Below are 26,168 nucleotides of genomic sequence, written 5' to 3'. Positions count from 1 at the left end.
TTATCCGTGTTCATCCGTGTAATCCGTGGCTAAAAAAGCTCTTCCGCTTCCGCACTCGAAAGGTGGCGCCAGGCGCCTTTGGGGAGGTCGCCGAGGGTGATGGGGCCGATGGCGGTGCGGACGAGGCGGAGCACGGAGATATCGAAGGCGGAGAGGAGGCGGCGGATCTGGCGGTTGCGGCCTTCGCCGAGGACGATCTCCAGCCAGGCGTTCTTCGTGCCGCTGCGCAGCAGCCTCGCCGACTTCGCGCGCAGGCGTGCGCCGTCGGCGTCGACGCCTTCGACCAGCGCGGCCAGTAGCGCATCGCCGGGGATGGTGTCGACCTGCACGTGGTAGGTCTTGTCCGGGCCCGTTTCCGGATCGGTGATGCGCGCCGCCCAGCGCGGATCGTTGCTGAACAGCAGCAGGCCTTCGCTGGCCTTGTCCAGGCGCCCGACGGGCGCGATCCACGGCAATTCCGCTCCGTCGAAGCAGCGGTAGACGGTGTCGCGGCCGTGCTCGTCGCTGGTGGTGGTCACCAGGCCACGCGGCTTGTTCAACAGCAGATGGACCGGAGCGTGTTCCCGCCGGGCGTCGCCGTCGACGACGATGACCGTCTCCGGCGTGGTCGGGAATTCGGGATCGCGGACCACGCGCCCGTCGACGCTGACCCGCCCTGCCGCGATCCATTCGGCGGCCACCTTGCGCGAACACACGCCGCGCCTGGACAACGCGCGCGCCAGCCCGTGGCGCGGCGCCTTACTCAGCCTCGGGCTCCGCGATCTTCGGTGTCGTCACCGGCTCGGCGGGCGCCGCTGGCTCGGTCGCTTCGATCGCTTCCGTGGCCCCGGCCGGCACCGGCGCCGGCGCTGCGCCGCGGGCGACGCGCACGCCGCGCGACTGCATCCAGGCGCTGAATTCGTCGGCGGTCATGTTCTTGCCGTCCTGGCTCATGTTGAAGCGCCACGGCGTATTGTCGAATTCGGTACGCGGCTTGTACGCGGCGGGGTTGTCGGGGTCCAGCACGCCGGGGGCGGGTGTCGCGATCGCGACGTCGCGGCAGGCTTCGATGCGGATCCGCAGCAGCACCTGGTCGAGCGATTGCGATGCATCGAACGCCTGGGCCAGCACGCTGCCGGGAATTCCCAGCGGATTGCCCGCGTCGGCGAGCTCGGCTGCGACCGGCGCGATCGGCCCGCCGTGCAGCGGATCGTTCGCCATCGACGCCGGCGCCGGCGCCGGACAGGTGGCAGCCGACACCACCTCGGGGAACACCAGGGCGGCGAGCGCCACGCTGCCGCAAAACATCATCGCGCCCTTGCGCATCGCCTGCCCTCGTTCTCGACCGTGGCCGAGTGTAGGACAAAAAAAGAAGCCCGGCGTGATGCCGGGCTTCCGTTCACAGCGTTGCGTCCGATCAGTTCTGGACGTTCAGCTCGGTGCGGCGGTTCTGCGCACGGCCTTCCGGATTGTCGGAACCGTCCTCGTTGGTGTTCGGCGCGATCGGGCGGCTCTCGCCGTAACCGTTCGGGCCCACCATGCGCGAGGCGTCGATGCCGTTGCCGGTCAGGTAGTCGTACACGGCGCGCGCGCGACGCTCGGACAGGCCCTGGTTGTAGGCGTCGGTACCGATGGCGTCGGTGTGGCCGGCAACCTCGACGCGCAGGTCGGGGTAGCGCTTCAGGATCTCGACGGCCTCGTCGAGGATCGCGACCGCGTCGGGACGCAGGGTCGACTTGTCGAAGTCGAAGTTCACGCCCTTCAGGTCGATCGAGACCGGCACCGGGCAGCCGTCCGGACCGATGGTCTGGCCAGCCTGCGAACCGGGGCACTTGTCGTCGCAGTTGTTGACGCCGTCGCCGTCGTCGTCCATGTCGGCGCAGCTCGGGGCGACCGGCTCCGGCGCAGGGGCGACCGGGGCGACCGGCTCCGGGCCGAGGGCGATGGTCATGCCCAGCGAGGCCAGGATGTCGGAGAAGTAGTCTTCCTGCGGACCGGCAGTGGCCTGGACGTCGTCGAAGTCGACGCGGGTGCCCAGCTCGGTGCGCAGGTCCACGCGACCGAAGTCGAACTGCAGGCCGACGCCGAGGTTGGCGGCGAGGTTGGAATCCTCGTGTTGGTACGGATAGCCGCCGTCCGGCACGGCCGGGTTCAGGCTGATGTATTCCTCTTCGTGGCGCTGCCAGCCCAGGCCCATGCGCACGTACGGCCACCAGGCGGCGTCGGCGTCACGGAAGTGGTAGCGTGCATCGGCGGACACGCCGTACTGGCTCCACCACAGGCCCGGCTGCCCTTCCTTCGACGGGTTCTGGTAGTTCAGTTCGGCTTCGAGCGACCAGTTCGGGCTCAGGAAGCGGCCGAAGCCCAGGGTTTCGGCGAAGGTGGACTCGGTGTTGCGGTCGCTGTCCTGGATGTTCATGCCAACGCTGCCGGCGACGTACCAGCGGTCGTCGAACTCCTGCGCGGAAGCGGCCTGTGCCACGCCCAGCCCGGCAATCAGGGCAGCGCAGAGCAGTTTCTTATTCATGTTCAGCTCCTTGATCGGTAAGAAAACATTTGCAGCGTGGTTCTGAATGGACGGCCGTCCCGCACGCCATCCAGCGCAGGTTAATGCCGCCCGCGTGAAGCCCTTGTTAACGCTACCCTAACAGTTGGGGGCTATTCCGGATGGCCGGTGCAGCCCTCGGGAAGCGCCATTTTACACCCTATACAGGTTCATGAACTGGTCGACCGTAAGGGCGTCCAGCTTTGCCGGCTCGGCCGCCAGGGCCATGATCCGGTCGACCTGGCCGGCCGGCAGGTGGCCGCGCAGGGCCGCCTCGCACTTGGCCATCAGCACCGGGATTCCCTCCGCGCGGCGGCGGCGGTGGCCGATGGGGTAATCGATCGAGACCAGGTCGGTCGAGCTGCCGTCCTTGAAGAACACCTGGACCGAATTGCCGATGTAGCGCTTTTCGGGATCGAAGTAGTCGCGGGTGAACTGCGGGTTCTCGGCAACCACCATCTTCGCCCGCAGGGCGTCGATGCGCGGGTCGGCGGCGACGTCGTCGTTGTAGTCGTCGGCGGTGAGGCGGCCGAAGATCAGCGGCACTGCCACCATGTACTGGATGCAGTGGTCGCGGTCGGCGTAGTTGGCCAGCGGGCCGGTCTTGTCGATGATGCGCACGCCGGCTTCCTGGGTCCGGATCTCGATGCGCTCGATGTCCTCGATGCGGTCCTTGACCAGGGGGTGCAGCTTCATCGCGCACTCGACCGCGGTCTGGGCGTGGAACTCGGCCGGGAAGCTGATCTTGAACAGCACGTTCTCCATGACGTAGCTGCCGAACGGGCGCTCGAACTCGAACGGCTTGCCGCCGAACGCCACGTCGTAGAAGCCCCAGGTCTTGGCGCTGAGCGCGCTCGGATAGCCGACGACCTGCTTGTCCACGGCGTTGAGCGCATGGGTCACGGCGCGCCGGCAGGCGTCGCCGGCGGCCCAGCTCTTGCGCGGGCCGGTGGTGGGCGCCTGGCGGTAGGTGCGCAGCACGCCGTGGTCGATCCAGCTGTGCGACACCGCGGTCACGATCTCGTCCTTGCCGCCGCCGAGCATGGCCGTGGCCACGGCGGTGGACGCCAGGCGCACCAGGATCACGTGGTCCATGCCGACGCGGTTGAAGGAGTTCTTCAGTGCGTAGCAACCCTGGATCTCGTGGGCCTTGATCGCGGCGGTGAGCACGTCGCGCACGGTCATCGGCTGTCCGCCGTCGCGCAGTTCCTTGCGGCTCTTCCAGTCGGCCACGGCCAGGATCGCGCCGAGGTTGTCGGAGGGGTGGCCCCATTCGGCCGCCAGCCAGGTGTCGTTGAAGTCGAGCCAGCGCACCTGGGTGCCGATGTTGAAGGCGGCCTGGACCGGGTCGAGTTCGAAGTTGGTGCCGGGGACGGTGGCGCCGCCGGGCAGGGTCGCGCCGGGGACGATGGGGCCCAGGTGCTTCACGCAGCCCTCGAACTTCATCGCCAGCATCGCGCAGGCCAGCGAATCGAGCAGCATGTAGCGGGCGGTGTCGTAGGCCTCCTGCGACTCGATCCGGTAGTCGACCACATAGTCGGCGATGTCGACCATCGGCTGGTCGGGCTGCGGGCGGGCGGCTGAACGGGCGTCGTAGTGGCTCATCTGGGCTGCTTTCGGTGCGGGGAGCCGGCTATTTTGCCCCGTGCCGAGGGAAACGGCCAACCAGCCGTCAGCTCGCCGCCGGCGTGAAGGGGCCCAATTCAGGACAACCCCTGTTCAGGCTGGGTTGGGTTTGCGGCCCTTACCGTGCGCCAACTTTTTTGCCCCGGGCAAAGGCGCGCCGCAGAGCCGCCGCCCTCCCCAGTACGCCATGCCGCCCCGGTCACGGGATCCTCACGGATGCCACGCAATATCGCGGGGCGGCGCAACGGAGCAAGGAGCCCCCGATGAAGTTGGCCTGGATCCTCTGGCTGTCGCAGGTACTGCCGCAGCCCGCCGCAGACTCGTTGTGCCTGAGTACCACCGTCTACCTTGAAGCCCGCGACCAGTCCGAGCGCGGCCAGCAGGCGGTCGCCGAGGTGGCCCTGCGCCGCCGCGACAGCGGCCTGTGGGGCGACGACGTGTGTTCGGTGGTCACCGCGCGCAAGCAGTTCGCGCCCAGCCTGGTGTCGCCCAACACCCGCCTGAGCAATACCGAGGCGTGGGCCGAAGCGGTGACCGTGGCGCTGGAATCGGAGCGCAACTGGGCGCTGCCGCCCGGCGAACGCAAGGAAATCGGTCCCGGCGCCAGCCACTTCGCCGCGATCGCCATCGCCCAGCCGAGCTGGCGCAACGCCTACCAGGTGGCGGTGATCGGCGACCACACGTTCTTCAAGGTGCAGTCGCTCAAGCCGCGCAAGGGCTGATCTCGTCCATCGCCGCAACGCACCGTTGCGGCCAGCGTGATGCTGCGTCCCCTGTGCGGGGCCCATAGTGGGGCGCCCCGACCTGGAGTCCCCGATGAAGCTCTACTACTCCCCCGGCGCCTGCTCGCTGGCAGACCACATCGCGCTCGAATGGACCGGCCAGCCCTACGAGGCGGTGGCAGCGTCGCGCGAGGTGCGCAAGTCCCCGGAGTTCCTTGCGCTCAATCCCGCCGGGGCGGTGCCGGTGCTCGAGCAGGACGGCTGGGTCCTGACCCAGAACACCGCGATCCTCAACTACATCGCGGCCACCAGCCCCGAGGCCGGCCTGGCCGGCGACGGCACGCTGCGCTCGCGGGCGGAGGTCGACCGCTGGCTCGCCTTCGTCAATTCGGACATGCATCCGGCGTTCAAGCCGCTGTTCGGCACCACCGCCTACCTTGGCGACGCCGCCATGATCGAGAAGACCAAGGACGCCGCGCGCACGCAGCTGCGCACCCTGTTCGAGCGCGTCGACGCCCAGCTCGGCAAGCACGACTGGATCGCCGGCAGCACGCGTTCGATCGCCGACCCTTATCTCTACGTCGTGACCCGCTGGGCCAGGGCGCAGGGCATCGACCTCGCGGGCCTTGGCAACCTCGAGCGCCATTTCCGGCAGATGGAGGCCGACCCCGGCGTCCAGGCCGCGCTCAAGCAGGAAGGCCTGGCCTGACCTTCGCCCTTCTCCCGCCCGCGGGAGAAGGCGCCCCGCGCAGCGGGGCGGATGAGGGCCTTACGGACGACGCGCCAGTTCCGCGTCGTCCCGCGCCTTCGGCATCAGGTCCTGCTTGTTCGTGCCCAGCCACATCAGCAGCGGGCAGGCCACGAAGATCGACGACAGCGTGCCGAGGATGATGCCGACCATCATCGACTCGGCCATGCCCTGCAGCGAACCGCCGCCGTACAGGTACAGCGCCAGCACGGTCAGGAACGCCACGAAGGAAGTGATCACCGTGCGCGACAGGGTCTGGTTGATCGACGCGTTGAGGATCTCGCGCGGCGACGCGCGCATGCCGCGGAAATTCTCGCGCACGCGGTCGAACACCACGATGGTGTCGTTGATGGAGAAACCCATCACGCCCATGATGCCGGCCAGTACCGTCAGGTCGAACTCGTGCCCGCTGATCGCGAACCAGCCGGCGACCACGACCACGTCGTGCATGGTGGTCAGGATTGCCGCCACCGCGAACTTCCACTCGAAGCGGAACGAGATGTAGGCCAGGAAGCCGATCACCACGAACAGCATCGCGTAGATGCCGTTCTGGGCCAGCTCCTTGCCGACCTGCGGGCCGACGTAGCCGCTGCTCAGGCGGTGCGCGGGGTTTTCCGGGGTCGAGACGATCTTGACCACTTCCTCGGCCATCTGGCTGCTGTCGCTGTCGGGATCGTCCTGGACGCCATCGGCCGCGGCTTCCTTCGGTTGCAGGCGCACCAGCAGGTCGGCGCCGGAACCGTAGGTCTGCACCTGCGCGCCGGGGAAGCCGGCCGCGTCCAGGCGCTCGCGCACGGCATCGACGTCTGCGGGCTTGTCGAAGCGCAGCTCGACCGAGGTGCCGCCGGTGAAGTCCAGCGCGAAGTTGAAGCCGTTGATGGCCATCGCGCCGAGCGCAACCACCAGCAGCGCGATCGACAGGCCCGTCGACACGAAGCGCAGGCGCATGAAGTCGAACTTGCTGTCGTGCGGGAACACGTTGAATTGCATGGTGTGTGCTCCGTCAGATCGCCACGGACTTCAGCTTGCGCCGGTGTCCGTAGATGAGGGTGGCAAGGCCGCGCGACACCGAAACCGCGGTGTACATCGAGGTGACGATACCGGCGATCATCGAGACCGCGAACCCCTTGACCGGGCCGGTGCCGAAGGCGAACAGCGCCACGCCGGCAAGGATCGCGGTGAGGTTGGCGTCGGCGATGGTGCCCGATGCCTTGTCGTAGCCGGCCGCGATCGCCGCCTTCGGCGGTACGCCTGCCCGCAACTCCTCGCGTATGCGTTCGTTGATCAACACGTTGGCGTCCACCGACATGCCGACGGTCAGCGCGATGCCGGCCAAGCCAGGCAAGGTCAGGGTCGCGCCGAGGAACGACATCACCGCCACCACCATCAGCAGGTTGAGCAACAGCGCGACGCAGGTGACCACGCCGAACATGCGGTAATAGACGAGGAAGAACACCAGCGCGAAGCCGAACGAATACAGCACCGCGGTCATGCCGCGCTCCACGTTCTCCTTGCCCAGGCTCGGGCCGACCACGCGCTGTTCGACGAAGTCCATCGGCGCGGCCAGCGCGCCGGCACGCAGCAGCAGGGCCAGGTCCGCGGCTTCCTTCGGGCTTTCCAGGCCGGTGGTCTGGAACTCCTTGCCGAACACGCCGTTGATGGTGGCCACCGAGATGACCTGCTCGCGGGTGCGGGTGATGCGGACTTCTTCGCCGTCCGGGCCGGTGGTGACCTCGGGTACGCGCTCGACGTAGACCACCGCCATCGGCTTGCCGACGTTCTCGCTGGTGAAGTCGAACATGCGCTGGCCGCCGATGCCGTTCAGGCGCACCGAGACCATCGGCGTGCCGGTCTGCTGGTCGTAGCCCGAACGCGCGTCGACCAGCTGGTCGCCGGTGGCGATGACGCGCTTGTTGAGGATGATCGGGATCGGCTTGCCGTCCGGGCCGATCTCCTTGCGGAAGAACAGCTTGCCTTCGGGCGGGACCAGGCCGCTGTCGCGTGCCTCGTAGGCATTGGCATCCACGACGCCGCGGTATTCCAGGGTGGCGGTGGCGCCGAGGATGCGCTTGGCCTGGGCGGTGTCCTGCACGCCCGGCAGCTGCACCACCACGCGTTCGGAACCTTGGCGCTGGATGATCGGCTCGGCCACGCCGAGCTCGTTGATGCGGTTGCGCAGGGTACCGACGTTCTGCTCGATCGCATCGCTGGTGATCTGCTGGATTTCCGAATCCGGCACGTGCATGGCCAGGGTGTTGCCCTCGACATCCATGCGCAGCGTCGGCATGTCGCGCGCGGCCAGGTCGCGCGCCTGGGCGGCGGCTTCCGGCGTGGCCAGGGTGGCGACGATGGAATCGTCGGCACGGCGCTCGACCGACTGGTAGCGCACGCGGTTGTCGCGCAGCAGCACCCGCAGGTCCTCGGCATAGGCATCGAAGCGCTTGTCCAGCGCGGCCTTGCGGTCGACCTGCATCAGGAAGTGCACGCCGCCCTGCAGGTCCAGGCCCATCAGCATGCGCCGCGCGCCGATCTTGCCCAGCCACTCGGGTTCGGTGGAGGCCAGGTTGAGCGCGACCACGAAGTTGTCGCCGACCGCGGCACTGATCGCATCGCTGGCCTTCGTCTGCGCGATCACGTCGTTCAGCCGCACCAGCAGCTCGCCGTCCTCCTCGATCTCGACGGACTTCGGCACGACCCCGGCTTCGGCCAGCGTCGCCTCGACCTGCTTCTGCAGTTCGGGGCCGACCTCGTAGCCGCGATTGGCGGTGACCTGTACCGACGGATCCTGCGGATAGATGTTGGGCAGCGCATAGAGCACGCTGAGCAACACCACGGCCAGGATGATGAAGTACTTGAATCGTCCGTATTCGAGCATCGGAAAGCCCCGCGTGGCCCGGCTTCCCCGCCCGGGCGCACGCCTTCAGTCAGTAATGCCGGCTCAGGCCGACTTGAGCGTGCCCTTGGGCAGCACGTTTGCGATCGCACCCTTCTGCACGCGGATGCGCACGTTGTCGGCGATCTCGACGGTGACGAAGTGCTCGCCCAGCTCGCGCACCACGCCGGCGACGCCGCCATTGGTGATCACTTCGTCGCCATTGGCCAGCTTGTCGAGCATGGCGCGATGTTCCTTCTGCCGCTTCATCTGCGGGCGGATCATCAGGAAGTACATCACCGCGATCAGCAGGATCGGGAACATCAGGCCGCCGAGGCCGCCGCCGAACAGGCCGCCGGGAGCCGGCTGGCTGGCCGCCTGGGCATAGGCGGGCGAAACGAGAAGGTCGAGCAGGTTCATCTAAATGGTCGTCCAGAGGGCGAAACAGCCGGGAATTATGCCACGCGGCCGCCACCGGGCGGGCCGCCCGGGGCTGGCAGGCCCCGGTTGGAATAGAAGGAGTCGCGGAAGGCCGCGAAGGTTCCCTGCCCGATCGCGTCGCGCATCCCGGCCATGAGCCGCTGGTAGTACCAGAGGTTGTGCAGGGTGCCCAGGATCGGGCCCAGCATTTCGTTGCACCGGTCCAGATGGCGCATGTAGGCCCGGGTATAGCCCCCGGCGCAGGCCGGGCAGCCGCAGCCTTCCTCGATCGGGCGCAGGTCCTGCGCGAAACCGGCATTGCGGATCCGGATGGTGCCGGTTGCGGTGAAATAGTGGCCGTTGCGGGCGTTGCGGGTGGGCATGACGCAGTCGAACATGTCGACGCCGCGCGCCACCGCCTCCACCAGGTCCTCCGGGCGCCCCACCCCCATCAGGTAGCGCGGGCGGTCGCCGGGCAGCTGCGGGCACGTGTGGTCGAGCATGGCGTTGCGCTCGTCCTCGGTCTCGCCCACCGCCAGGCCGCCGATGGCGTAACCGTCGAAGCCGATCTGCTTGAGCCCGTCGGCCGAGCGCGTGCGCAGGGCGTGGTGCACGCCGCCCTGCACGATCCCGAACAGCGCCGCATCGTTGCCTTCGTGCGCGCGCTTCGAGCGCTCGGCCCAGCGCAGCGACAGCTCCATCGATCGCTCGACCACGCGCGGGTCGACGGGCTTGCCGTCGTGGTGAACCGGCGGGCACTCGTCGAAGATCATCACGATGTCCGAGCCGAGCACCTTCTGGATGCGCATGCTCTCCTCGGGACCGAGGAATACGGTGGAGCCGTCGGTCGGCGCCTGGAAGGTGACGCCCTGCTCGGTGATCCTGCGCCGGTGCGCCAGCGAGAACACCTGGAAGCCGCCCGAATCGGTGAGGATCGGGCCGTCCCAGCGGGCAAAGCCGTGCAAGCCGCCGTGGGCTTCGATCACCTCGAGGCCGGGGCGCAGGAACAGGTGGAAGGTGTTGCCGAGGATGATTTCCGCGCCCAGCGCGCGCAGCTGTTCCGGCAGCATGCCCTTGACGGTCCCGTAGGTGCCCACCGGCATGAACGCCGGTGTTTCCACCGTGCCTCGCGGGAAGCGCAGCCGGCCGCGGCGCGCGGCGCCGTCCGTGCCGAGCAGCTCGAAGGTCATGCGCCCCATAGCAGCATCGCGTCGCCGTAGGAAAAGAAGCGATAGCGTTCGGCGATCGCGTGATCGTAGGCGGCGAACATGCGCTCGCGGCCGGCAAAGGCGGAGACCAGCATGAGCAGGGTCGACTCCGGCAGGTGGAAGTTGGTGAGCAGCGCATCGACGCTGCGGATGCGGTAACCGGGCAGGATGAAGATCGAAGTCTCGCCCTGGAAAGGCTGCAGTTCGCCGTCGCGCAAGGCGCTTTCCAGCGCGCGCACCACGGTGGTGCCGACCGCAACGACGCGCCCGCCGCGGGCGCGCGCCTGGCGTACCTGCTCCACCAGCGTGGCGTCGACGCTGAGCCATTCGCTGTGCATGCGGTGTTCGGACAAGTCGTCCATGCGCACCGGCTGGAAGGTGCCGGCACCCACGTGCAGGGTGACGCGGCCGGTCTCGACGCCGCGTTCGCGCAATGCCTGCAGCAGCGCCTCGTCGAAGTGCAGGCCGGCGGTGGGCGCTGCGACCGCGCCGGGCGCGCGCGCGAACACCGTCTGGTAACGCTCCTGGTCGTCGGCCCCGGGGGCGCGGTGGATATAGGGCGGCAACGGCAACTGCCCTGCGTGCTGCAGCCACCCGGCAAGGTCGCCATCGACCGCGAAGCGCAGCCGGTAGAACTCGCCTTCGCGACCCAGCACCTCGGCCTGGCCGCCGGCGTCGAGCTCGATGCGCCCGCCGGGCTTCATCGGTTTGCTCACGCCCAGCTGCACCCTGGCCTCGTTGCCGGGCAGCAGGCGCTCGACCAGGATCTCGGCCCTGCCACCGCTGCCCTGCTTGTGCCCGAACAGGCGCGCGGGGATCACCCGGGTATCGTTGAACACCAGCAGGTCGCCGGGCTGCAGCAGCATCGGCAGGTCGCGGATGCCGTGGTCGGCGAACGCTGCCGGTGCGCGCGGCACCAGCAGCAACCGGCTGGCCGAACGCTCGGGCAAGGGCGCCTGCGCGATCAGTTCCGGCGGCAGTTCGTAATGGAAATCGCTCTTCTTCAAATGAGTCTCAACGTTCGAATTTGGTCGACAGCACCAGCGACGACGTGGTCCGTTCCACGCCCTGCAGGGCGCCGATGCGGTCGGTGAGCTCGTCCATCTCACCGATCGTGGGCACGATCGCCAAGGCCACCAGGTCCCAGATGCCGCTGACCGACTGCAGGCTGCGCACCTCGCGCATCCCGCGCAGCGCCTCGACCACGGCCGGCATCTGCTTGGGTAGCACCGTGACCATGATCAGCGCCCGGATTCGGTCGCGGCCGAAATCGTCGCCGATGCGTACCGTGTACCCGGCGATCACTCCCATCTGTTCGAGCCGCTGGATCCGGCTCTGCACCGTGGTCCGCGACAGCTGCAGCTTGCGCGCGATCTCGGCGGTGGAAGCCCGCGCATTCTCGCGCAACAGGGACAGCAGGGCTTCATCGGCGCGGGTCAGGGCCATGGCGCGACTCCCGGTCTGGCGGCATGTTTCGGCGATTCGCCGAAATCTATATGAATTCAGCGCAATTCGCACCTGTTAATCGACGAATACTTCCCGATAATAGATGGGATAGCCCTTTGGAGGACCGCCCATGTCGCTGCTCGACCAGCTCGCCCCGCTCCGCGCCCACAAGGGCTCGCGCCGCACCACCGGACTCGACGACGCCACCGTGCTGCGCTTCGCCGCCAGCCACGCCGAGCTGGCCGCCGCGATCGAGGCTGCGGCCGCCGAATACGCCAGCATCCGCAAGGATTTCGCCGACCTGCTCGACCTCGACGAGGACGCGCAACTGCAGGCGGTGCAGGCCGGCTTCATCAACTTCTACCAGCAGGACGCGGTCAACCCGTATGTCGCCCTGGCCGCGCGCGGCCCGTGGATCGTGACCCTCAAGGGCGCGGTGCTGTACGACACCGGCGGCTACGGCATGCTCGGCTTCGGCCACGCTCCGCAGGACATCCTCGATGCGATGGCCAAGCCGCAGGCACTGGCCAACATCATGACCCCGAGCCTGTCGCAGCTGCGCTTCACCCGCGCGCTGCAGGCCGAGATCGGCCACAGCCGCAAGGGCGGCAGCCCGTTCAACAAGTTCATGTGCCTCAACTCCGGTTCCGAAGCCGTCGGCCTGGCCGCGCGCGTCGCCGACACCAACGCCAAGACCATGACCGAGCCGGGCGCGCGCCACGCCGGCCGCACGATCAAGCGCCTGGTGGTCAAGGGCAGCTTCCACGGCCGCACCGACCGGCCGGCGCTGTACTCCGATTCCACCCGCAAGGCCTACCTCACCCACCTGGCCAGCTACCGCGGCGAGGACAGCGTGATCGTCGTGCCGCCGTACGACATCGCCGCGCTGAAGCAGGCGTTCGCCGATGCCGATGCCAAGGGCTGGTTCATCGAGGCGATGTTCCTGGAGCCGGTGATGGGCGAAGGCGATCCGGGCCGCAGCGTGCCGGTGGACTTCTACGCAGCCGCGCGCGAACTGACCAGGGAACACGGCGCGCTGCTGCTGGTCGACTCGATCCAGGCGGGGCTGCGCGCCACCGGCACGCTGTCCATCGTCGACTACCCCGGTTTCGAGACCCAGGAAGCGCCGGACATGGAGACCTACTCCAAGGCGCTCAACGCAGGCCAGTACCCGCTGTCGGTGCTCGCCTGCAACGATCGCGCCGCCGGCATCTACGCGCGCGGCACCTACGGCAACACCATGACCGCCAACCCGCGCGCGCTGGACGTGGCCTGCGTGGTGCTGGCCAAGCTCACCCCCGAGCTGCGCGCCAACATCCGCGAGCGCGGCCGCCAGGCCGTGGCCGGCCTGGAAGCGCTGAAGTCCGAGCTCGGCGGCCTGATCACCAAGGTCCAGGGCACCGGCCTGCTGTTCTCCTGCGAACTGGCCCCGCAGTTCAAGGGCTACGGCGCCGGCTCCAGCGAGGAATGGCTGCGCGAGCAGGGCCTGGGCGTGATCCACGGAGGCGAGAACTCGCTGCGCTTCACCCCGCGCTTCGACATGACCGCCGACGAGCTCGACCTGGTCCTGGGCCTGGTCAAGCGCGCGTTGCTGGAAGGCCCGCGCCAGCAACAGGCGGCATAATCACGATCCCTGTGTAGGAGCGGCGGCAGCCGCGAAGGCCCTGCATGAAGATCGTCGAAGTCCGCCATCCCCTGGTCCAGCACAAGCTGGGCCTGATGCGCCGTGGCGACAACAGCACCAAGACCTTCCGCGAACTGGCCTCGGAGGTGGCGACCCTGCTCACCTACGAGGCCACCGCCGACCTGGAGATGGAAGACGCCACGGTCGACGGCTGGGCCGGTCCGATCGACGTCCGACGGATCAAGGGCCGCAAGATCACCCTGGTGCCGATCCTGCGCGCAGGCCTGGGCATGCTGCCGGGCGTGCTGGAACTGATTCCCGCCGCCAAGGTCAGCGTCGTGGGCATGCGTCGCGACGAAGCGACGCTGCTGCCGGAGACCTATTACGAGAACCTGGTCGGCGACATCGGCGACCGCACGGTGCTGATCCTCGACCCGATGCTCGCCACCGGCGGCACCCTGGTGGCGACGGTCGACATGCTCAAGCGCGCGGGCGCGACCCGGATCAAGGGCCTGTTCCTGGTGGCCGCGCCGGAAGGCCTGCGCGCGCTCGAGGCCACGCATCCGGACGTCGAGGTCTACGTGGCCGCGATCGACGAGCGGCTCAATGACAAGGGCTACATCCTTCCCGGCCTGGGCGACGCGGGCGACAGGATCTTCGGGACGCGCGCCGGCTAGTGCCGGCGGCGGCGCAGTGCCACCAGCAAGAGCACGACAGGCACCACCGCCAGCCACCACCACCAGTGGGCACGCCCGGGTCGGCTGTCGCCGCCACGGGCGGCCTTCGCCTCGCCGACGCCATCCGCCTCGCCGGCGCGCAGGCGCCAGCGCCCGTCACGCAATTCGATGCGTTCGGCCAGCGGCGGCAGCACCAGCTCGCGCCAGTGGATGCGCAGGTCGCCGACTTCCGGCGCCAGCGGGTTCATGGCACTGCCCAGGCCGTCGCCCTGCGGCTGGAAGGTGGCTGCCAGGTTTCCCGGCAGCGCGCTGAAGGCGGGCCGGAACTCGCGCCACTGGCCAAGCCCCTTCACCACCTCCGGATCGAGCGGCACGCCGTCGACGGTGACGGCCGAAGCCTCCCAGCGCTGCGACCGGATCGGGAACGGCGGGTTGTCGTGGCCGGGCAGGAACGCCGCCGAATCCACCGGCGCATCGCTCCAGCCGCGGGCGTAGGCGCCGCCGTCCTCGCGCCACTGGAACATTTCCACTTGCCGTTCCAGGCCGAAATGGCTGGTGCGCACGCCGAAATCCGGATCGCGCAGCTTGCCTTCGGCCTGTGGCGGGGCGGACGGAGCCGGCGCCTGCTCCTGCGCCGCGACCGCGGTCGCGACCAGCAGGCACCCGGCGGCAAGCAACCCCGCAATGGCCTTCATGCAGGCAGCGCCCTCGCCTGCAGGCGCTCGACTTCGTTCGTGGTGCCGTAGCGGCCGCGCTCGTCGCGCACGACGCGCGCCAGGGCGCAAGCCGGATCATGGGTAAAGAACAGGTGCACGTTGCGCGCCAGCATGTCGGCCAGGAACTCACGTTTCTCGTCGATCAGCAGTTCGGCGTTGCGGTCGTAACCCATGGTGATGGGCACGTGCACCCACGGCCGGCCGGGAATGAGGTCGGCGCAGAACACCACGCCGCCGTGGGCGACGCCGTCGACGCTTTCCGGACCGACGATCTCGGCCAGCATCAGCCCGGGCGTATGGCCATCGCTGTAATGGAAGCGCACCGCATTGCCCAGCGCGCGCGAATGGGCACCATCGACGATCTCCAGGCGTCCGCTGGCTTCCAGCAGCGCCGGCAGTTCGGGAATGAAACTCGCACGGTCGCGCGGATGCGGGTCGCGCGCGCGATCCCAGCAGGCTGCACTGACCACATAGGTCGCGTTCGGGAACAGCAGGCGCGGCGCCTCGTTCCCGGTCCACGGTGCAAGCAGGCCGCCGGCGTGGTCGAAGTGCAGGTGCGAGAGCACGACGACGTCGACGTCGTCGTGGCCGAAGCCAGCCTCGGCCAGCGATTCGAGCAGCACGTGCCGGTCTTCCTGGACACCGTAGCGTTCGCGCAGCTTCGGCTCGAAGAACGCGCCGATGCCGGTTTCGAACAGCACGGTCTTGCCTGCCAGCGGGCTGGCCCGCAGCGCCCGGCAGGCCAGTTCGATGCGGTTGGCTTCGTCCGGCGGCGCCCAGCGCTCCCACATCGCACGGGGCGCGTTGCCGAACATCGCGCCGCCGTCGAGCTTCTGCGAGTTGCCCAGTAGCGACCAGAGCTTCACGGCGTCGGCAGCACCTTCGCCGAGCCCACCGAATTGCGCGGATCCGCGCCACCGGAAAGCGTGTTCGTGATGCGGTCCCATGACACGGTATTGAGGATGCCCCAGGTGCCCTCGCCTGCGTTCACCTTGTGGCCCATCGCCTCGAGCCTGGCGATCGTGGCCTCGTCCAGCGCACCCGGCTCGGCCGAGATCACGTCGGGCATCCACTGGTGGTGGATGCGCGGCAGCGCGGCGACTTCCTCGGCGGACAGGCCGTCGACGTAGCCGAGGATGCCCAGCAGCACCTCGGTGATGATGCGGCTGCCGCCAGGCGCGCCCAGCGCGGTGACCTGCCCCGGCGAGAACATCAGCGTCGGCGTCATCGAGCTGAGCATGCGCTTGCCCGCCTCCACCGCGTTGGCCTCGAAGCCCATCACGCCGAAGGCATTGGGCGTGCCGGGCTTGAGCGCGAAGTCGTCCATCTCGTCGTTGAGCAGCACGCCGGTGCCCGGCGGCACCAGGCCCGAACCGTACAGCAGGTTGATGGTCTGCGTCGCCGAGACCATGTTGCCTTCGGCGTCGATCACCGAGAAATGCGTGGTTTCCTCGTCCTCGAGCGGCGCCGGCTGGCCGGACAGCAGTTCGCTGGGCGTCGCGCGGTCGGGATGGATGGTGGCGCGCAGGCCCGCCGCATAGTCGCGGCTCAGGAGGCGCTCCATCGGCACCTTGGTGAAGTCGGGGTCGCCCAGGTAGATCGTGCGGTCCCGGTACGCGCGGCGCATCGCCTCGACCAGGATGTGGGTGCGCTGCGCCTTGTCCAGCTTCGACAGGTCCCAGCCCGATGCGATGTGCAGCATCTCGGCGATCGCCACGCCACCGGAGGATGTCGGCGGAGCGGTGACGATGTTCCAGCCCTGGTAGTCGAAGCTGATCGGCTTGCGCTCGCGCACTTCATAGCCGGCCAGGTCGGCCAGGGTCCATTTGCCGCCCTCGGCATTCACGCCGGCGACCAGCTTGTCGGCGACATCGCCGCGGTAGAAGCCGTCGAAACCCTTTTCCGCGATCAACCGCAGCGTGCGCGCCAGGTCGGGCTGGCGCAGCGTCTCGCCGACCTTGGGCGCATCGCCGTCGGCCATGAACACCGCGCGCGTCCCGGGGTAACGCTCCAGCACCTCGTGCTTGCCGGCCCAGCCGCGTTCCAGCCGCCCGTACACGGGCAGGCCTTCCTCGGCGACGCGGATCGCCGGCGCCAGGCTCGTGGCCAGGGGCAGCCGGCCGTATTCGGCGGCCAGTTTCACCAGCGCCGCGGGCAGGCCCGGGATGCCCGCAGACCACGGGCCGTTCTGGGCCTTGTCCGGATCGAGGTTGCCCTCGGCATCCAGGTACACCTCGGGCGTGGCCGCTTCCGGGGCGATCTCGCGCGCATCCAGGAAGACCTGCTTGCCGGCCTTCGCATCGTGCAGCAGGAAGAAGCCGCCGCCACCCAGGCCCGAACTGATCGGCTCGACCACCGACAGCGTCGACGACACGGCGATCGCCGCATCGAAGGCATTGCCGCCGGCCTTGATGATGTCCAGCCCTGCCTGCGTGGCCAGTTCGTGCGCGCTGGCGATGGCCGCGCCGGGCGGATGCGCCGCGGGCGTGCCCTCGGCCGCGGGAGTTGCGGCCAGTGCGGGTGCGGAAAGGAAGACGAGGAGCAGTGCGCTGCGCCGGAGGATGGCGGAAAGGGTCATGTGGCCTCTTCTGTCTGGAGCCGCAGCAGCTTGGCCAGCAATTGCGGCTGGGTTTCGGAATGTTCTGGGTCCGGGTCGATGCATTCGACCGGACACACCACCACGCATTGTGGTTCTTCGAAGTGGCCGACGCATTCCGTGCACCGTGCCGGGTCAATCACATAGATCGTCTCGCCCTGGCTGATCGCGCTGTTCGGGCAGGCAGGTTCGCAGACATCGCAGTTGACGCACAACTCGTTGATCTTCAGCGACATCGCATTTGCTGCTTGGTTGGAGCGCCGGTGCCGGACTGGCCGGCACCGGCCTGTCGATTTCCTTACCTGGCGGTGTCCACGAAGACGTACTCGACGCCGGCGGGGGTCACCGCGGCCTGTACACGATCGGAATCCGCGGCGTTGCCGATGAACAGCACCCGCACGCCCTTCATCGAGTCGACCGGAACGCCATCGAATGCCGTGACCACGAGGTCGGCCATCTTGTCCGAGGCCGGCGAGGCATAGGCAAGCAGGTTGCCCGAGATGATGCCGCGGGCGACGTCGGACTGGGCCTTCTCGACCAGGCGGTTGTACTGCTCCTGGAAATCGGGCTCGCTGGTGCCCGGAAGCAGGTACACGTAGGGCTGGTTGGCGATCCCGGCCATGTTCCGCGGCACGACGTCGTTGAGGTAGTCCACCCAGGCCTGGCGGTCGTCGGTGGTCGGTGCGCTCATCGGCGCCTTCACCTGCGCCTGGGAGGCATCCTCCTTCTTGCAGCCCACCAGCACCGGCAGCACCAGGCAGGCGATCAGCATCAGGCGGCTCATTGTCTTCATCCGTATCCTCATCCTTTACCCACCCCCAGGGAGTTTCAAGCTACATCGTTGCGCTGCCATTCGGCCTGCAGCGCTCTGGCCACCGCTGGCGGCACGAACGACGAAACGTCGCCGCCAAGACGGGAAATCTCGCGTACCAGCGAAGAAGAAATGAATCCGTATTCCTCGGCCGGGGTCAGGAACAGCGTCTCGACCTCCGGAACCAGGTGGCGGTTCATGCTCGCCAGCTGGAATTCGTACTCGAAGTCGGACACCGCGCGCAGGCCGCGCAGCAGTACCCCGGCACCCAGGTCGCGCACGAAATGCGCAAGCAGGCCGTCGAACCCCAGGACCTCGACATTGGGATAGGCGGCCAGCGCCTCGCGCGCCAGCCCGACCCTGGTCTCCAGCGGCAGTGCCGGCCCCTTGGCGGGACTTTCTGCCACGCCGACCACCAGGCGTTCGAACAGCGGTGCTGCCCGGTCGACCAGATCCACGTGTCCGTTCGTGATCGGGTCGAACGTGCCGGGATAAACGGCAGTGCGGGTGTTGGCCACGCTCATTCCGTTGCCGTGTCTTGGTTTCAGGATTCCGGGGGCAGTGTAGCAGTGCGCACCGGCCCGCGCCCATGGGCTGCGGCAGCGCGGCAAAACAGGGCGTAGTGCGACTCCCGGGTATTGCCTTCGCGATGCGGCAACCACTCCGCGCCGGGCCGGACCGGTGCGTCGGCCGGCGACTCCAGGTAGAGCCACGCATCCGGTGCCAGCCAGGGTTCGAGCGCGGCCAGCGCCGGTTTCCAGAGTTCGGCCGCGAAAGGCGGGTCGAGGAAGACCAGGTCGAAGGCGCGGCGCGGCGGCGCACGCAGCCATGCAAGCGCGTCCGCGCATGCCACTTCTACCCGGTCGCCGGCCCGGAGCCTGGCGACCGTGGCGCGCAGGGACTCGGCCAGGCGCGGCTCGCGTTCGACCAGGACTGCTTCGCGGGCACCGCGCGACACGGCCTCAAGCCCGAGCGCGCCGGAACCGGCGAACAGGTCCAGCACGCTTGCGCCGGCCAGCCTGCCCTGCAACCAGTTGAAAAGCGTCTCGCGGACCCGGTCGGGCGTGGGTCGCAAGCCGGCGGCGTCGGCGACCGGCAGGCGCGTTCCGCGCCACTGGCCGGAGACGATGCGTACGCTGCCCGGCGACGCGGGCTTGATGGGGCGCGGTGCTACCATGCGCGCCATTCTGCGCGATGGTCGACACGATGGTGAGTTTTTTCCGCCGCAAGAAGCCTGACGCGGCACCCCAGGCGGCGGATGGCGCAGCGGGCTGGCGCGAACGGCTTGGCGGCAGCGGCTTTGCCCGCAGCCTGGGCGGCCTGTTCTCGCGCAACCCGCGCCTGGACGACGAACTGCTCGACGAGATCGAGACCGCGCTGCTGACCGCCGATGTCGGCGTCGCCGCCAGCACCGGCCTGGTCGAGACCCTGCGCAAGCGCATGAAGGCACGCGAGTTCGCCGACGCCGGCGCCCTGCTCGCCGCCCTGCGCAGCGAACTGCTCGCGTTGCTGGCGCCCGTGGCAGAGCCCCTGCGCATCGATGCGGCGGCGCGTCCCTTCGTGATCCTTGCCGTCGGCGTCAACGGCGTGGGCAAGACCACCACCATCGGCAAGCTCGCGCATCGCTTCCGGCAGCAGGGCCATTCGCTGATGCTGGCCGCCGGCGATACTTTCCGTGCCGCCGCGGTGGCGCAGCTCCAGGCCTGGGGCGAGCGCAACAACGTCCCGGTCGTGGCACAGGGCCAGGACGCCGACCCCGCTTCGGTCGCTTTCGATGCCCTGCAGGCCGCGAGGGCGCGCGGCACCGACGTGCTGATCGCCGATACCGCCGGGCGCCTGCATACCCAGCAGGGCCTGATGGCGGAACTGGGCAAGATCCGCCGCGTGCTCGGCAAGCTCGACCCCGACGCACCACACGAAGTGCTGATGGTCATCGACGGCACCACCGGCCAGAACGCGCTGTCGCAACTGCGGCAGTTCCATGCCGCGGTCAACGTCACGGGCCTTGTGGTCACCAAGCTCGACGGCACCGCCAAGGGCGGCGTGGTGTTCGCGCTCGCGCGCGAGTTCGGCATCCCGATCCGCTACGCGGGCATCGGCGAAGGCCTGGAAGACCTGCGCGAGTTCGACCCGGAAGCGTTCGTCGACGCGCTGCTGCCCGCCTCGCTCGGCGGCTGAGCGGCCGGCACCGGCATGGGCTCCCGGCCGCGCCGCCAACGCAGGGTGCTGCTGTACATCGCATCGGTGCTGCTGGCCCTGCTCCTGCTCGCGGCACTGGCCTTGCATTACGCGATGCAGCCGCAACGCGCGACGCGGTTCCTGCTGGCGCGCGTGGGCGCGGCGCTCGATCTGGAGATCACTGCCGCCGGCAAGACGGAGTACCAGTTGCACGGCCTGCCGACGCTGGTGCTGCGCGATGTAGTCGCACGGGAACCGGGCACTGCCACCCCGTTGCTGCGCGCCGACCGCATCTTCCTGTCGCTGCCGTGGTCGACGCTGCGCGCACGCGGCGCAGTGTTGGAGGCGACCCGGATCGAGCTCGACGCACCGATCCTCGACTTGCCGGCGCTTCAGCATTGGCTCGCGCGACGGCCACCGTCGCCGACGCCGGTACGCATGCCTTCGCTGTCGGCCGGCGCGCTCGTCCGCGATGGCGTCGTCATTGGCGATGGCTGGCGACTCGGGGACCTGCAGGCCGAAGTGCCATCGTTTGCGCCTGGCGTGGCGTCGCGGTTGGCGCTGAAGGGCACCTACCCCGAACCACCGTTCTCGTTCGCGGTGTCGGGGCCGCTGCGCTGGAATGCCGGCACCTGGTCGCTTGCGCCCGCCCGCGTGTCGGTGCGCGGCCAAGGCGAGCCGGACACCGATCCGATTCCTGCGCTGGAAGCCCGGGGCGATGTCGCCCTGGGCGAACACCTCGTCCTGCGCTTGCATGGCGGCATCGAGGCCTGGCCGGCCGCGTGGCCCGCCCTGCCCGAACCGCTGGCGTCCTCCCGCTCGCCGGTGGCGTTCGCGTTGCGCTATCGCGGCGCGGTCGACCTCGACGACACCGCCTTCCTGCAACTGCAGCACGACGACACCGCGTTCGACGGAAGTTTCCGTTTGCGCGAAGTGCTGGCCTGGGCCGGTGCCGATCCGAATCCGTTGCCGCCGGTCGAGGGCACGCTGCGCACGCCGCGCCTGGACGTGGCCGGTGCCACCCTGCAAGGCGTATCGGTCCAGCTGGAGGTCGTCGCCGATGAAGCCGACTGACCTCCACGGCGCCGAATTCGCCGGCCGCCTGCTGGCCTGGTTCGACCGTTGCGGCCGCCACGACCTGCCCTGGCAGCACCCGCGCACGCCCTATCGGGTCTGGCTGTCGGAAATCATGCTGCAGCAGACCCAGGTGCAGGTCGTCGTGCCCTACTTCGAACGCTTCGTCGCTGCGCTGCCGGACCTGCCAGCGCTTGCACGGGCGCCGCTCGACGACGTGCTCGCGCTGTGGTCGGGGCTCGGCTACTACGCACGTGCACGCAACCTGCACGCCGCGGCGCGTGCCTGCGAGGAGCTGCACGGCGGCGAGCTGCCGCGCGACCTGGACGCGCTGGTGGCATTGCCGGGCATCGGCCGCAGCACCGCGGGCGCGATCCTCGCCCAGGCATGGGGAGACCGTTTCCCGATCCTCGACGGCAACGTCAAGCGCGTGCTCGCGCGCGTGCACGGCATCGACGGCTGGCCGGGAACGCCTGCGGTGGAGAAACGGATGTGGGCGCTGGCCGAATCGCACCTGCCCGCGGCCGGGCAGCGCGCGCCGCGCATGGCCGACTACACCCAGGCGCAGATGGATTTCGGCGCCACCCTGTGCACGCGTTTCGATCCGGCCTGCATGGTCTGCCCGCTGCAGGACGGTTGCGTCGCGTTGCGCGAGGGACGCGTCGCCGAACTGCCGACGCCAAAGCCAGGCAAGCCGCTGCCCGAACGCAGCGCCGTGGTGATGCTGCTGCAGGACAGCGAAGGCCGCGTGCTGTTGCAGCGTCGTCCGGCCAATGGCGTGTGGGCGTCGCTCTGGTCGCTGCCCGAAGCCGGCGACCACGCGCCGGCACGCGACTGGTTCGCCGCGCATGTGCGAGGCGACTACGACGATGGCGCGCCGCTGGCGTCCATCGCCCACGGATTCACCCATTACCGCCTGCAGCTGTTCCCCGTGCATTGGCGGCAAGTGGCCTTGCGCGCACGGGTGGCGGACAATGACGGCCTGCGCTGGGTCTCGCACGACCAGATGGCGGCGCTGGGTATCCCGGCGCCGATCCGCAAGCTCCTGGAGGGCATCCCCACATGACGCGAATGGTGTTCTGCGAATACGAAAAGCGCGAAGTCGAGGGCCTCGACTTCGCGCCATGGCCGGGCGAAGCCGGCAAGCGGGTCTACGCGCACATCGGCAAGGCCGCGTGGTCGGCATGGCTGGCGCACCAGACCATGCTGATCAACGAGAACCGCCTGTCGCCGCTGGATCCGAAGCATCGCGCCTTCCTCGAAGGCGAGATGCTCAAGTTCCTGTTCGAGGGCGGCGCCGAGAAACCGGCCGGTTACGTCCCCGACTGAGCGTTGCGGGCGTCGCGCACCGCGCCCAGGTCGACCACGCGGATCTCCTGGATGCGGCAACCGATCTGCGTGCCCGGGCCCACTCGCGTCACGCTGTCGAAGCCCGAGGTGACCACGCCGGCGATGTTGCTGACCGTGAGCGCGGGGCCGGATCCCGACCAGTCCAGGCAGTCCGGCACCAGCCGGAGCAGCCAGCCTTCGGTCGGCTTGATCGTGAGCAGGACATGGCTGTCGCCGACGTCGTCCCAGCCGATGGGTTCGCGATAGGTCACCTTCTGGACCGGCTCGCTGTGGCTCATGTAGAGCGCCAGCTCGTCCGATTCGCTCATCCGCGGGGTGGTGGCGCAGGAGGCGAGGAAGACGGAAGCGGCGAGGAGGGAGAGTGGCATGATTCGCATGGCAGGCACCTCGATTCCGGGGGTGCGTTCAATCTTGCACCCAGCGGCCGCCTCCGGAATGGCGGGGCGGAACCCTGTTCAGCAGCCGTCCGGCTTGCCCCGCAAGCCCCGCGCCCGTATCATCCCGCCCTCGCGCTGGCCGGGTAGCTCAGTTGGTAGAGCAGGGGATTGAAAATCCCCGTGTCGGGGGTTCGATTCCCTCCCCGGCCACCATCGCGAAGGCGCCGTGGCGCCGTTGTATGCTCATCGAATGCATACGACGGAGACCCGAATGAAGCGCGCCACCTTCGCCGCCATTGCCGCCACCCTTTGCATGCTCCTGCTCGCCGCCTGCGGCAGCAGCGGACCGGTGCGCCGCGTTTCCGATCCCGCCGCCAGCATCCAGCAGCTCAGCGTGCGCGCCGACGGCAGCTGGTCGCTGGACCTGCGCCTGGACAACTTCAGCAGCATCCCGATGCGCTTCGACGCGGTCGACCTGGCGATGACCGTCCAGGGCCAGCCGCCGGCGACGCTGCGCACCAGCCCGGGGTTCACCATCGGCCCGGAGTCGGCCGACGTGGCGACGCTGCAGCTCGTGCCGCCGGCCGGCGCCAAGATCGCGATCGCCGACGCGCTCGCGCGCGGCAGCGCGATCGCCTATGAACTCAAGGGCACGATCACCGCGACGCCGGAGGACGGCAAGCCGCGCGTCTTCGAATTCGAACGCGGCAACGCGCTTGCGCCGGTGCCGGGCCTGCCGGGAGTGATGCGCTGATGGCTGCTGCATACGACGCACCGCTGGACGACATGCGCTTCGTGCTGTTCGACCTGCTCCAGGTCGAACCGCTGTTTGCCCGGCTCGGTTTCCAGGACGCGACCCGCGACGTCGTCGACGCCGTGCTCGAGGAAGGCGCGCGCTTTGCCTCGACCGTGCTGGCGCCGCTCAACCAGGCCGGCGACCGCCACGGCTGCACCCTGGACAAGGACACCGGCCAGGTCGCCACCCCGCCCGGCTTCGCCGACGCCTACGCGCAGTATGTCGAGGGCGGATGGGCCGGAATTTCATCGCCGGCGGAACATGGCGGCCAGGGACTGCCGCAGACCGCCGGCATCGCGATCAAGGAAATGATCGATGCGGCCAACCTGGCATGGGGCAATTTCCCGCTGCTTTCGCACGGTGCGATCGAGGCGCTCACCCGCCATGGCGAGGACTGGCAGCGCGAGGTCTTCCTCAAGGCGATCGTCGAGGGCCGCTGGACCGGCACCATGTGCCTGACCGAGCCGCATTGCGGCAGCGACCTGGGCCTGCTCAAGACCCGCGCCGAACCGGCGGCCGATGGCAGCTATTCGATCACCGGCACCAAGATCTTCATCACCGCCGGCGAACACGACTTCACCGACAACATCGTGCACCTGGTGCTGGCACGGTTGCCCGACGCGCCTGCCGGCAGCCGCGGCATCTCGCTGTTCGTGGTGCCGAAGGTGCGTGTGTGCCGCGACGGCAGCGTCGGCGAACGCAACCAGCTGCGCTGCGGCGCACTCGAACACAAGATGGGCATCCACGGCTCGGCGACCTGCGTGATGAACTTCGACGGCGCGCAAGGCTGGCTGGTCGGTGCGCCGAACAAGGGCCTGGCGGCGATGTTTACCATGATGAACAGTGCGCGCCTGGCTGTCGGCCTGCAGGGACTGGGACTTTCCGATCGCGCACTGCAGGGGGCGCTGGCCTATGCGCGCGAGCGCCTGCAGGGGCGTTCCCTGTCCGGTGCGAAGTTCCCCGACAAACCTGCCGACCCGATCATCGTCCACCCCGACGTGCGCCGCATGCTGCTCACGCAGAAGGCACTGGTCGAAGGCGGCCGCGCGCTGGCGTACCACGCCGGCGTCCTGGTCGATACCGTCGAACACGCCGCCGACGCGGCCGAACGCGAACGCGCCGATGCCCTGCTCGGCTTCCTGATCCCCATCGCCAAGGGCTGCCTCACCGAATGGGGCGTGGAATGCACCTACCAGGCGATGCAGTGCTTCGGCGGCCACGGCTACATCGCCGAGCACGGCATGGAGCAGCTGGCGCGCGATGCGCGCATGACCACCATGTACGAAGGCACCCCCGGCATCCAGGCGCTGGACCTGGTCGGGCGCAAGCTGCTGCAGCTGCAGGGCGCGGGGATGCGCGAATTCCTCGCCATGCTCGCGGATTTCTGCAGGCAGCACGCCGGCGATGCCGACATGGCCGCCTTCATCGATCCGCTGGCCGCGAAGGCGGCCGAATGGGCGCCGCTGGCGACGATGATCGCCGGCCGCGCCGGCAAGGATCCCGAGGAGATCGGCGCGACCGCCCACGACTTCCTGATGTATTCCGGGTATGTCGCGCTGGCCTACTGGTGGGCACGCAGCGTGGCCGCGGCCCGGGCGTCCGCGCAGCCCGAGGCGTTCAAGGCCGCCAAGCGCGATACCGCCACGTTCTACTTCGCCCGCCTGCTGCCGCGCACCTTGGCCCACAAGGCCGCGATCGAATCCGGGATGGGTGCCCTTCCACCCCTGCAGTAGGAGGGGTATAAGCTGTAGCCCCGATGGAGGCCGACACTACGCCGCTACGCCTGGATGCAGTCCGCCTGCTGGCGCTCGACGCGCACGGCCGGGTGCTGGACTGGATGAGCTGGCAAGCGGCGACCTGCCTGTACGTGCGTGGCGCCGTGGCCTGGACCCTGGGCGACCCGTGCCTGAGCGTGCACGGCGGCACCAACCGCGACAGCGGCGAGCAGAGCGTGGTCGAGCTGCATCCCATCGTGGCCGCGCGCAGCCACGCCCGCGCGCATGCCCTGGACCCGACCCCGGCGCTCACCAACGCCGCCCTGTTCGCCCGCGACCAGCACCTGTGCCTGTATTGCGGCCGCGAGACCAGCCGCCAGCACCTGACGCGGGACCACGTGGTGCCCTTGTCCCGGGGCGGCCGGGACATCTGGGAGAACGTGGTCGCCGCCTGCTTCCACTGCAATTCGCGCAAGGGCGGCCGCACTCCCCAGCAGGCCTCGATGCCCCTGCTCGCCGTCCCCTACCGGCCCAGCTGGATCGAGCACCTGATCCTGTCCAACCGCAACATCCTCGCCGACCAGATGGCGTTCCTGAAAAGCCACCTGCCGAAGCGCAATCCGCGCTTCGCGGCCCATTGACCCGCTACACTCGTCCGTCTGGCCCAATCAGGATCGAATCAGTATGG

General features: G+C 68.9%; 28 protein-coding genes, 1 tRNA gene and 1 pseudogene. 12 read left to right on the top strand and 18 right to left on the bottom strand.

What is annotated here, in order from left to right:
- Positions 1 to 29: 29 nt before the first annotated feature.
- The 4 genes from QAA18_RS01765 to QAA18_RS01750 all read right to left on the bottom strand — a co-directional run bounded on the left by QAA18_RS01765 (position 30) and on the right by QAA18_RS01750 (position 4,129).
- Positions 30 to 746, bottom strand: coding sequence for a pseudouridine synthase (locus QAA18_RS01765; RefSeq protein WP_279410564.1), 717 nt, complete (start codon positions 744 to 746; stop codon positions 30 to 32).
- Positions 739 to 1,290, bottom strand: a complete 552-nt coding sequence (locus QAA18_RS01760) for a hypothetical protein (RefSeq protein WP_279410562.1) — start codon at positions 1,288 to 1,290, stop codon at positions 739 to 741. The genes QAA18_RS01765 and QAA18_RS01760 overlap by 8 nt, the downstream gene beginning before the upstream one ends.
- A gap of 106 nt (positions 1,291 to 1,396) precedes the next feature.
- Positions 1,397 to 2,506, bottom strand: coding sequence for an OmpA family protein (locus tag QAA18_RS01755; RefSeq protein ID WP_279410545.1), 1,110 nt, complete (start codon positions 2,504 to 2,506; stop codon positions 1,397 to 1,399).
- A 171-nt stretch (positions 2,507 to 2,677) separates the two neighbouring features.
- Positions 2,678 to 4,129: a bifunctional 2-methylcitrate dehydratase/aconitate hydratase gene (locus QAA18_RS01750; protein WP_279410544.1), complete on the bottom strand. Its 1,452-nt coding sequence runs from the start codon at positions 4,127 to 4,129 to the stop codon at positions 2,678 to 2,680.
- A 284-nt stretch (positions 4,130 to 4,413) separates the two neighbouring features.
- Between QAA18_RS01750 and QAA18_RS01745 the strand changes: the two genes are divergently transcribed.
- Both QAA18_RS01745 and QAA18_RS01740 read left to right on the top strand, forming a co-directional pair.
- Positions 4,414 to 4,872, top strand: a complete 459-nt coding sequence (locus QAA18_RS01745) for a cell wall hydrolase (protein ID WP_279410542.1) — start codon at positions 4,414 to 4,416, stop codon at positions 4,870 to 4,872.
- Between the two features lie 94 nt (positions 4,873 to 4,966).
- Positions 4,967 to 5,581, top strand: coding sequence for a glutathione S-transferase N-terminal domain-containing protein (locus QAA18_RS01740; protein ID WP_279410540.1), 615 nt, complete (start codon positions 4,967 to 4,969; stop codon positions 5,579 to 5,581).
- Positions 5,582 to 5,641: 60 nt separating this feature from the next.
- Here the strand turns inward: QAA18_RS01740 and secF are convergent, their stop codons facing one another.
- From secF to QAA18_RS01710, 6 genes are all read right to left on the bottom strand, one after another.
- On the bottom strand, positions 5,642 to 6,610 hold the full coding sequence (gene secF / locus QAA18_RS01735) for a protein translocase subunit SecF (RefSeq protein ID WP_279410539.1): 969 nt from the start codon (positions 6,608 to 6,610) through the stop codon (positions 5,642 to 5,644).
- Between the two features lie 13 nt (positions 6,611 to 6,623).
- Complete coding sequence (gene secD / locus QAA18_RS01730) at positions 6,624 to 8,495, bottom strand: protein translocase subunit SecD (RefSeq protein WP_279410538.1); 1,872 nt, start codon at positions 8,493 to 8,495, stop codon at positions 6,624 to 6,626.
- Between the two features lie 63 nt (positions 8,496 to 8,558).
- Positions 8,559 to 8,912: a preprotein translocase subunit YajC gene (gene yajC / locus QAA18_RS01725; RefSeq protein WP_279410536.1), complete on the bottom strand. Its 354-nt coding sequence runs from the start codon at positions 8,910 to 8,912 to the stop codon at positions 8,559 to 8,561.
- Between the two features lie 35 nt (positions 8,913 to 8,947).
- On the bottom strand, positions 8,948 to 10,111 hold the full coding sequence (gene tgt / locus QAA18_RS01720) for a tRNA guanosine(34) transglycosylase Tgt (RefSeq protein ID WP_279410535.1): 1,164 nt from the start codon (positions 10,109 to 10,111) through the stop codon (positions 8,948 to 8,950).
- The gene (queA, locus tag QAA18_RS01715) at positions 10,099 to 11,127 is read right to left on the bottom strand and encodes a tRNA preQ1(34) S-adenosylmethionine ribosyltransferase-isomerase QueA (protein WP_279410534.1); all 1,029 of its coding nucleotides are present in this window, start codon (positions 11,125 to 11,127) and stop codon (positions 10,099 to 10,101) included. The genes tgt and queA overlap by 13 nt, the downstream gene beginning before the upstream one ends.
- A 7-nt stretch (positions 11,128 to 11,134) precedes the next feature.
- Positions 11,135 to 11,566: an Lrp/AsnC family transcriptional regulator gene (locus QAA18_RS01710; RefSeq protein ID WP_279410532.1), complete on the bottom strand. Its 432-nt coding sequence runs from the start codon at positions 11,564 to 11,566 to the stop codon at positions 11,135 to 11,137.
- A 130-nt stretch (positions 11,567 to 11,696) separates the two neighbouring features.
- Between QAA18_RS01710 and QAA18_RS01705 the strand changes: the two genes are divergently transcribed.
- Positions 11,697 to 13,190, top strand: coding sequence for an aminotransferase class III-fold pyridoxal phosphate-dependent enzyme (locus tag QAA18_RS01705; protein WP_279410531.1), 1,494 nt, complete (start codon positions 11,697 to 11,699; stop codon positions 13,188 to 13,190).
- Between the two features lie 44 nt (positions 13,191 to 13,234).
- Positions 13,235 to 13,867 carry a uracil phosphoribosyltransferase gene (gene upp / locus QAA18_RS01700; RefSeq protein WP_279410529.1) on the top strand — a complete coding sequence of 211 codons (633 nt, stop codon included), beginning with the start codon at positions 13,235 to 13,237 and terminating at the stop codon, positions 13,865 to 13,867.
- Here the strand turns inward: upp and QAA18_RS01695 are convergent.
- From QAA18_RS01695 to rsmD, 7 genes are all read right to left on the bottom strand, one after another.
- Positions 13,864 to 14,562 (bottom strand): TMEM43 family protein, encoded by a 699-nt coding sequence (locus tag QAA18_RS01695; RefSeq protein WP_279410527.1) that lies wholly within the window; start codon positions 14,560 to 14,562, stop codon positions 13,864 to 13,866. The genes upp and QAA18_RS01695 overlap by 4 nt on opposite strands.
- Positions 14,559 to 15,449 carry an MBL fold metallo-hydrolase gene (locus QAA18_RS01690; protein ID WP_279410525.1) on the bottom strand — a complete coding sequence of 297 codons (891 nt, stop codon included), beginning with the start codon at positions 15,447 to 15,449 and terminating at the stop codon, positions 14,559 to 14,561. Before QAA18_RS01690 ends, QAA18_RS01695 begins: the two co-directional genes overlap by 4 nt.
- Positions 15,446 to 17,161, bottom strand: coding sequence for a gamma-glutamyltransferase (gene ggt, locus QAA18_RS01685; RefSeq protein WP_279410523.1), 1,716 nt, complete (start codon positions 17,159 to 17,161; stop codon positions 15,446 to 15,448). The genes QAA18_RS01690 and ggt overlap by 4 nt, the downstream gene beginning before the upstream one ends.
- On the bottom strand, positions 17,158 to 17,415 hold the full coding sequence (locus tag QAA18_RS01680; protein ID WP_279410521.1) for a YfhL family 4Fe-4S dicluster ferredoxin: 258 nt from the start codon (positions 17,413 to 17,415) through the stop codon (positions 17,158 to 17,160). Before QAA18_RS01680 ends, ggt begins: the two co-directional genes overlap by 4 nt.
- A 62-nt stretch (positions 17,416 to 17,477) precedes the next feature.
- On the bottom strand, positions 17,478 to 17,963 hold the full coding sequence (locus tag QAA18_RS01675) for a hypothetical protein (RefSeq protein WP_279410520.1): 486 nt from the start codon (positions 17,961 to 17,963) through the stop codon (positions 17,478 to 17,480).
- Positions 17,964 to 18,007: 44 nt separating this feature from the next.
- Positions 18,008 to 18,514, bottom strand: a complete 507-nt coding sequence (coaD, locus tag QAA18_RS01670; RefSeq protein ID WP_279410518.1) for a pantetheine-phosphate adenylyltransferase — start codon at positions 18,512 to 18,514, stop codon at positions 18,008 to 18,010.
- Between the two features lie 20 nt (positions 18,515 to 18,534).
- Positions 18,535 to 19,176: a 16S rRNA (guanine(966)-N(2))-methyltransferase RsmD gene (gene rsmD / locus QAA18_RS01665; protein ID WP_279410516.1), complete on the bottom strand. Its 642-nt coding sequence runs from the start codon at positions 19,174 to 19,176 to the stop codon at positions 18,535 to 18,537.
- 83 nt (positions 19,177 to 19,259) lie between these two features.
- Here rsmD and ftsY point away from each other — a divergent pair.
- The 4 genes and pseudogenes from ftsY to QAA18_RS01645 all read left to right on the top strand — a co-directional run.
- Positions 19,260 to 20,168: pseudogene (gene ftsY, locus QAA18_RS01660) on the top strand (signal recognition particle-docking protein FtsY); the annotation flags it as partial.
- A gap of 45 nt (positions 20,169 to 20,213) precedes the next feature.
- The gene (locus QAA18_RS01655; protein WP_279410514.1) at positions 20,214 to 21,242 is read left to right on the top strand and encodes a hypothetical protein; all 1,029 of its coding nucleotides are present in this window, start codon (positions 20,214 to 20,216) and stop codon (positions 21,240 to 21,242) included.
- On the top strand, positions 21,229 to 22,308 hold the full coding sequence (gene mutY, locus QAA18_RS01650; protein ID WP_279410512.1) for an A/G-specific adenine glycosylase: 1,080 nt from the start codon (positions 21,229 to 21,231) through the stop codon (positions 22,306 to 22,308). The genes QAA18_RS01655 and mutY overlap by 14 nt, the downstream gene beginning before the upstream one ends.
- Positions 22,305 to 22,571, top strand: a complete 267-nt coding sequence (locus QAA18_RS01645; protein WP_279410510.1) for an oxidative damage protection protein — start codon at positions 22,305 to 22,307, stop codon at positions 22,569 to 22,571. Before mutY ends, QAA18_RS01645 begins: the two co-directional genes overlap by 4 nt.
- Here QAA18_RS01645 and QAA18_RS01640 read toward each other — a convergent pair.
- Positions 22,556 to 22,960: a DUF6491 family protein gene (locus tag QAA18_RS01640; protein WP_279410509.1), complete on the bottom strand. Its 405-nt coding sequence runs from the start codon at positions 22,958 to 22,960 to the stop codon at positions 22,556 to 22,558. The two genes, QAA18_RS01645 and QAA18_RS01640, sit on opposite strands and share 16 nt — an antisense overlap.
- A 146-nt stretch (positions 22,961 to 23,106) precedes the next feature.
- On the opposite strand from QAA18_RS01640, the gene QAA18_RS01635 reads away from it, so the two are divergent.
- From QAA18_RS01635 to QAA18_RS01620, 4 genes are all read left to right on the top strand, one after another.
- A tRNA-Phe gene (locus QAA18_RS01635) sits at positions 23,107 to 23,182 on the top strand.
- Between the two features lie 58 nt (positions 23,183 to 23,240).
- Positions 23,241 to 23,723: an LEA type 2 family protein gene (locus QAA18_RS01630; protein WP_279410507.1), complete on the top strand. Its 483-nt coding sequence runs from the start codon at positions 23,241 to 23,243 to the stop codon at positions 23,721 to 23,723.
- The gene (locus QAA18_RS01625; RefSeq protein WP_279410506.1) at positions 23,723 to 25,498 is read left to right on the top strand and encodes an acyl-CoA dehydrogenase C-terminal domain-containing protein; all 1,776 of its coding nucleotides are present in this window, start codon (positions 23,723 to 23,725) and stop codon (positions 25,496 to 25,498) included. The genes QAA18_RS01630 and QAA18_RS01625 overlap by 1 nt, the downstream gene beginning before the upstream one ends.
- A gap of 23 nt (positions 25,499 to 25,521) precedes the next feature.
- Positions 25,522 to 26,121, top strand: coding sequence for an HNH endonuclease (locus QAA18_RS01620; protein WP_279410505.1), 600 nt, complete (start codon positions 25,522 to 25,524; stop codon positions 26,119 to 26,121).
- Positions 26,122 to 26,168 lie beyond the last annotated feature (47 nt).

Source organism: Luteimonas sp. 8-5 (assembly GCF_029763755.1).
GTDB lineage: Bacteria > Pseudomonadota > Gammaproteobacteria > Xanthomonadales > Xanthomonadaceae > Cognatiluteimonas.
This window is presented reverse-complemented; position numbering and strand designations above follow the sequence as displayed.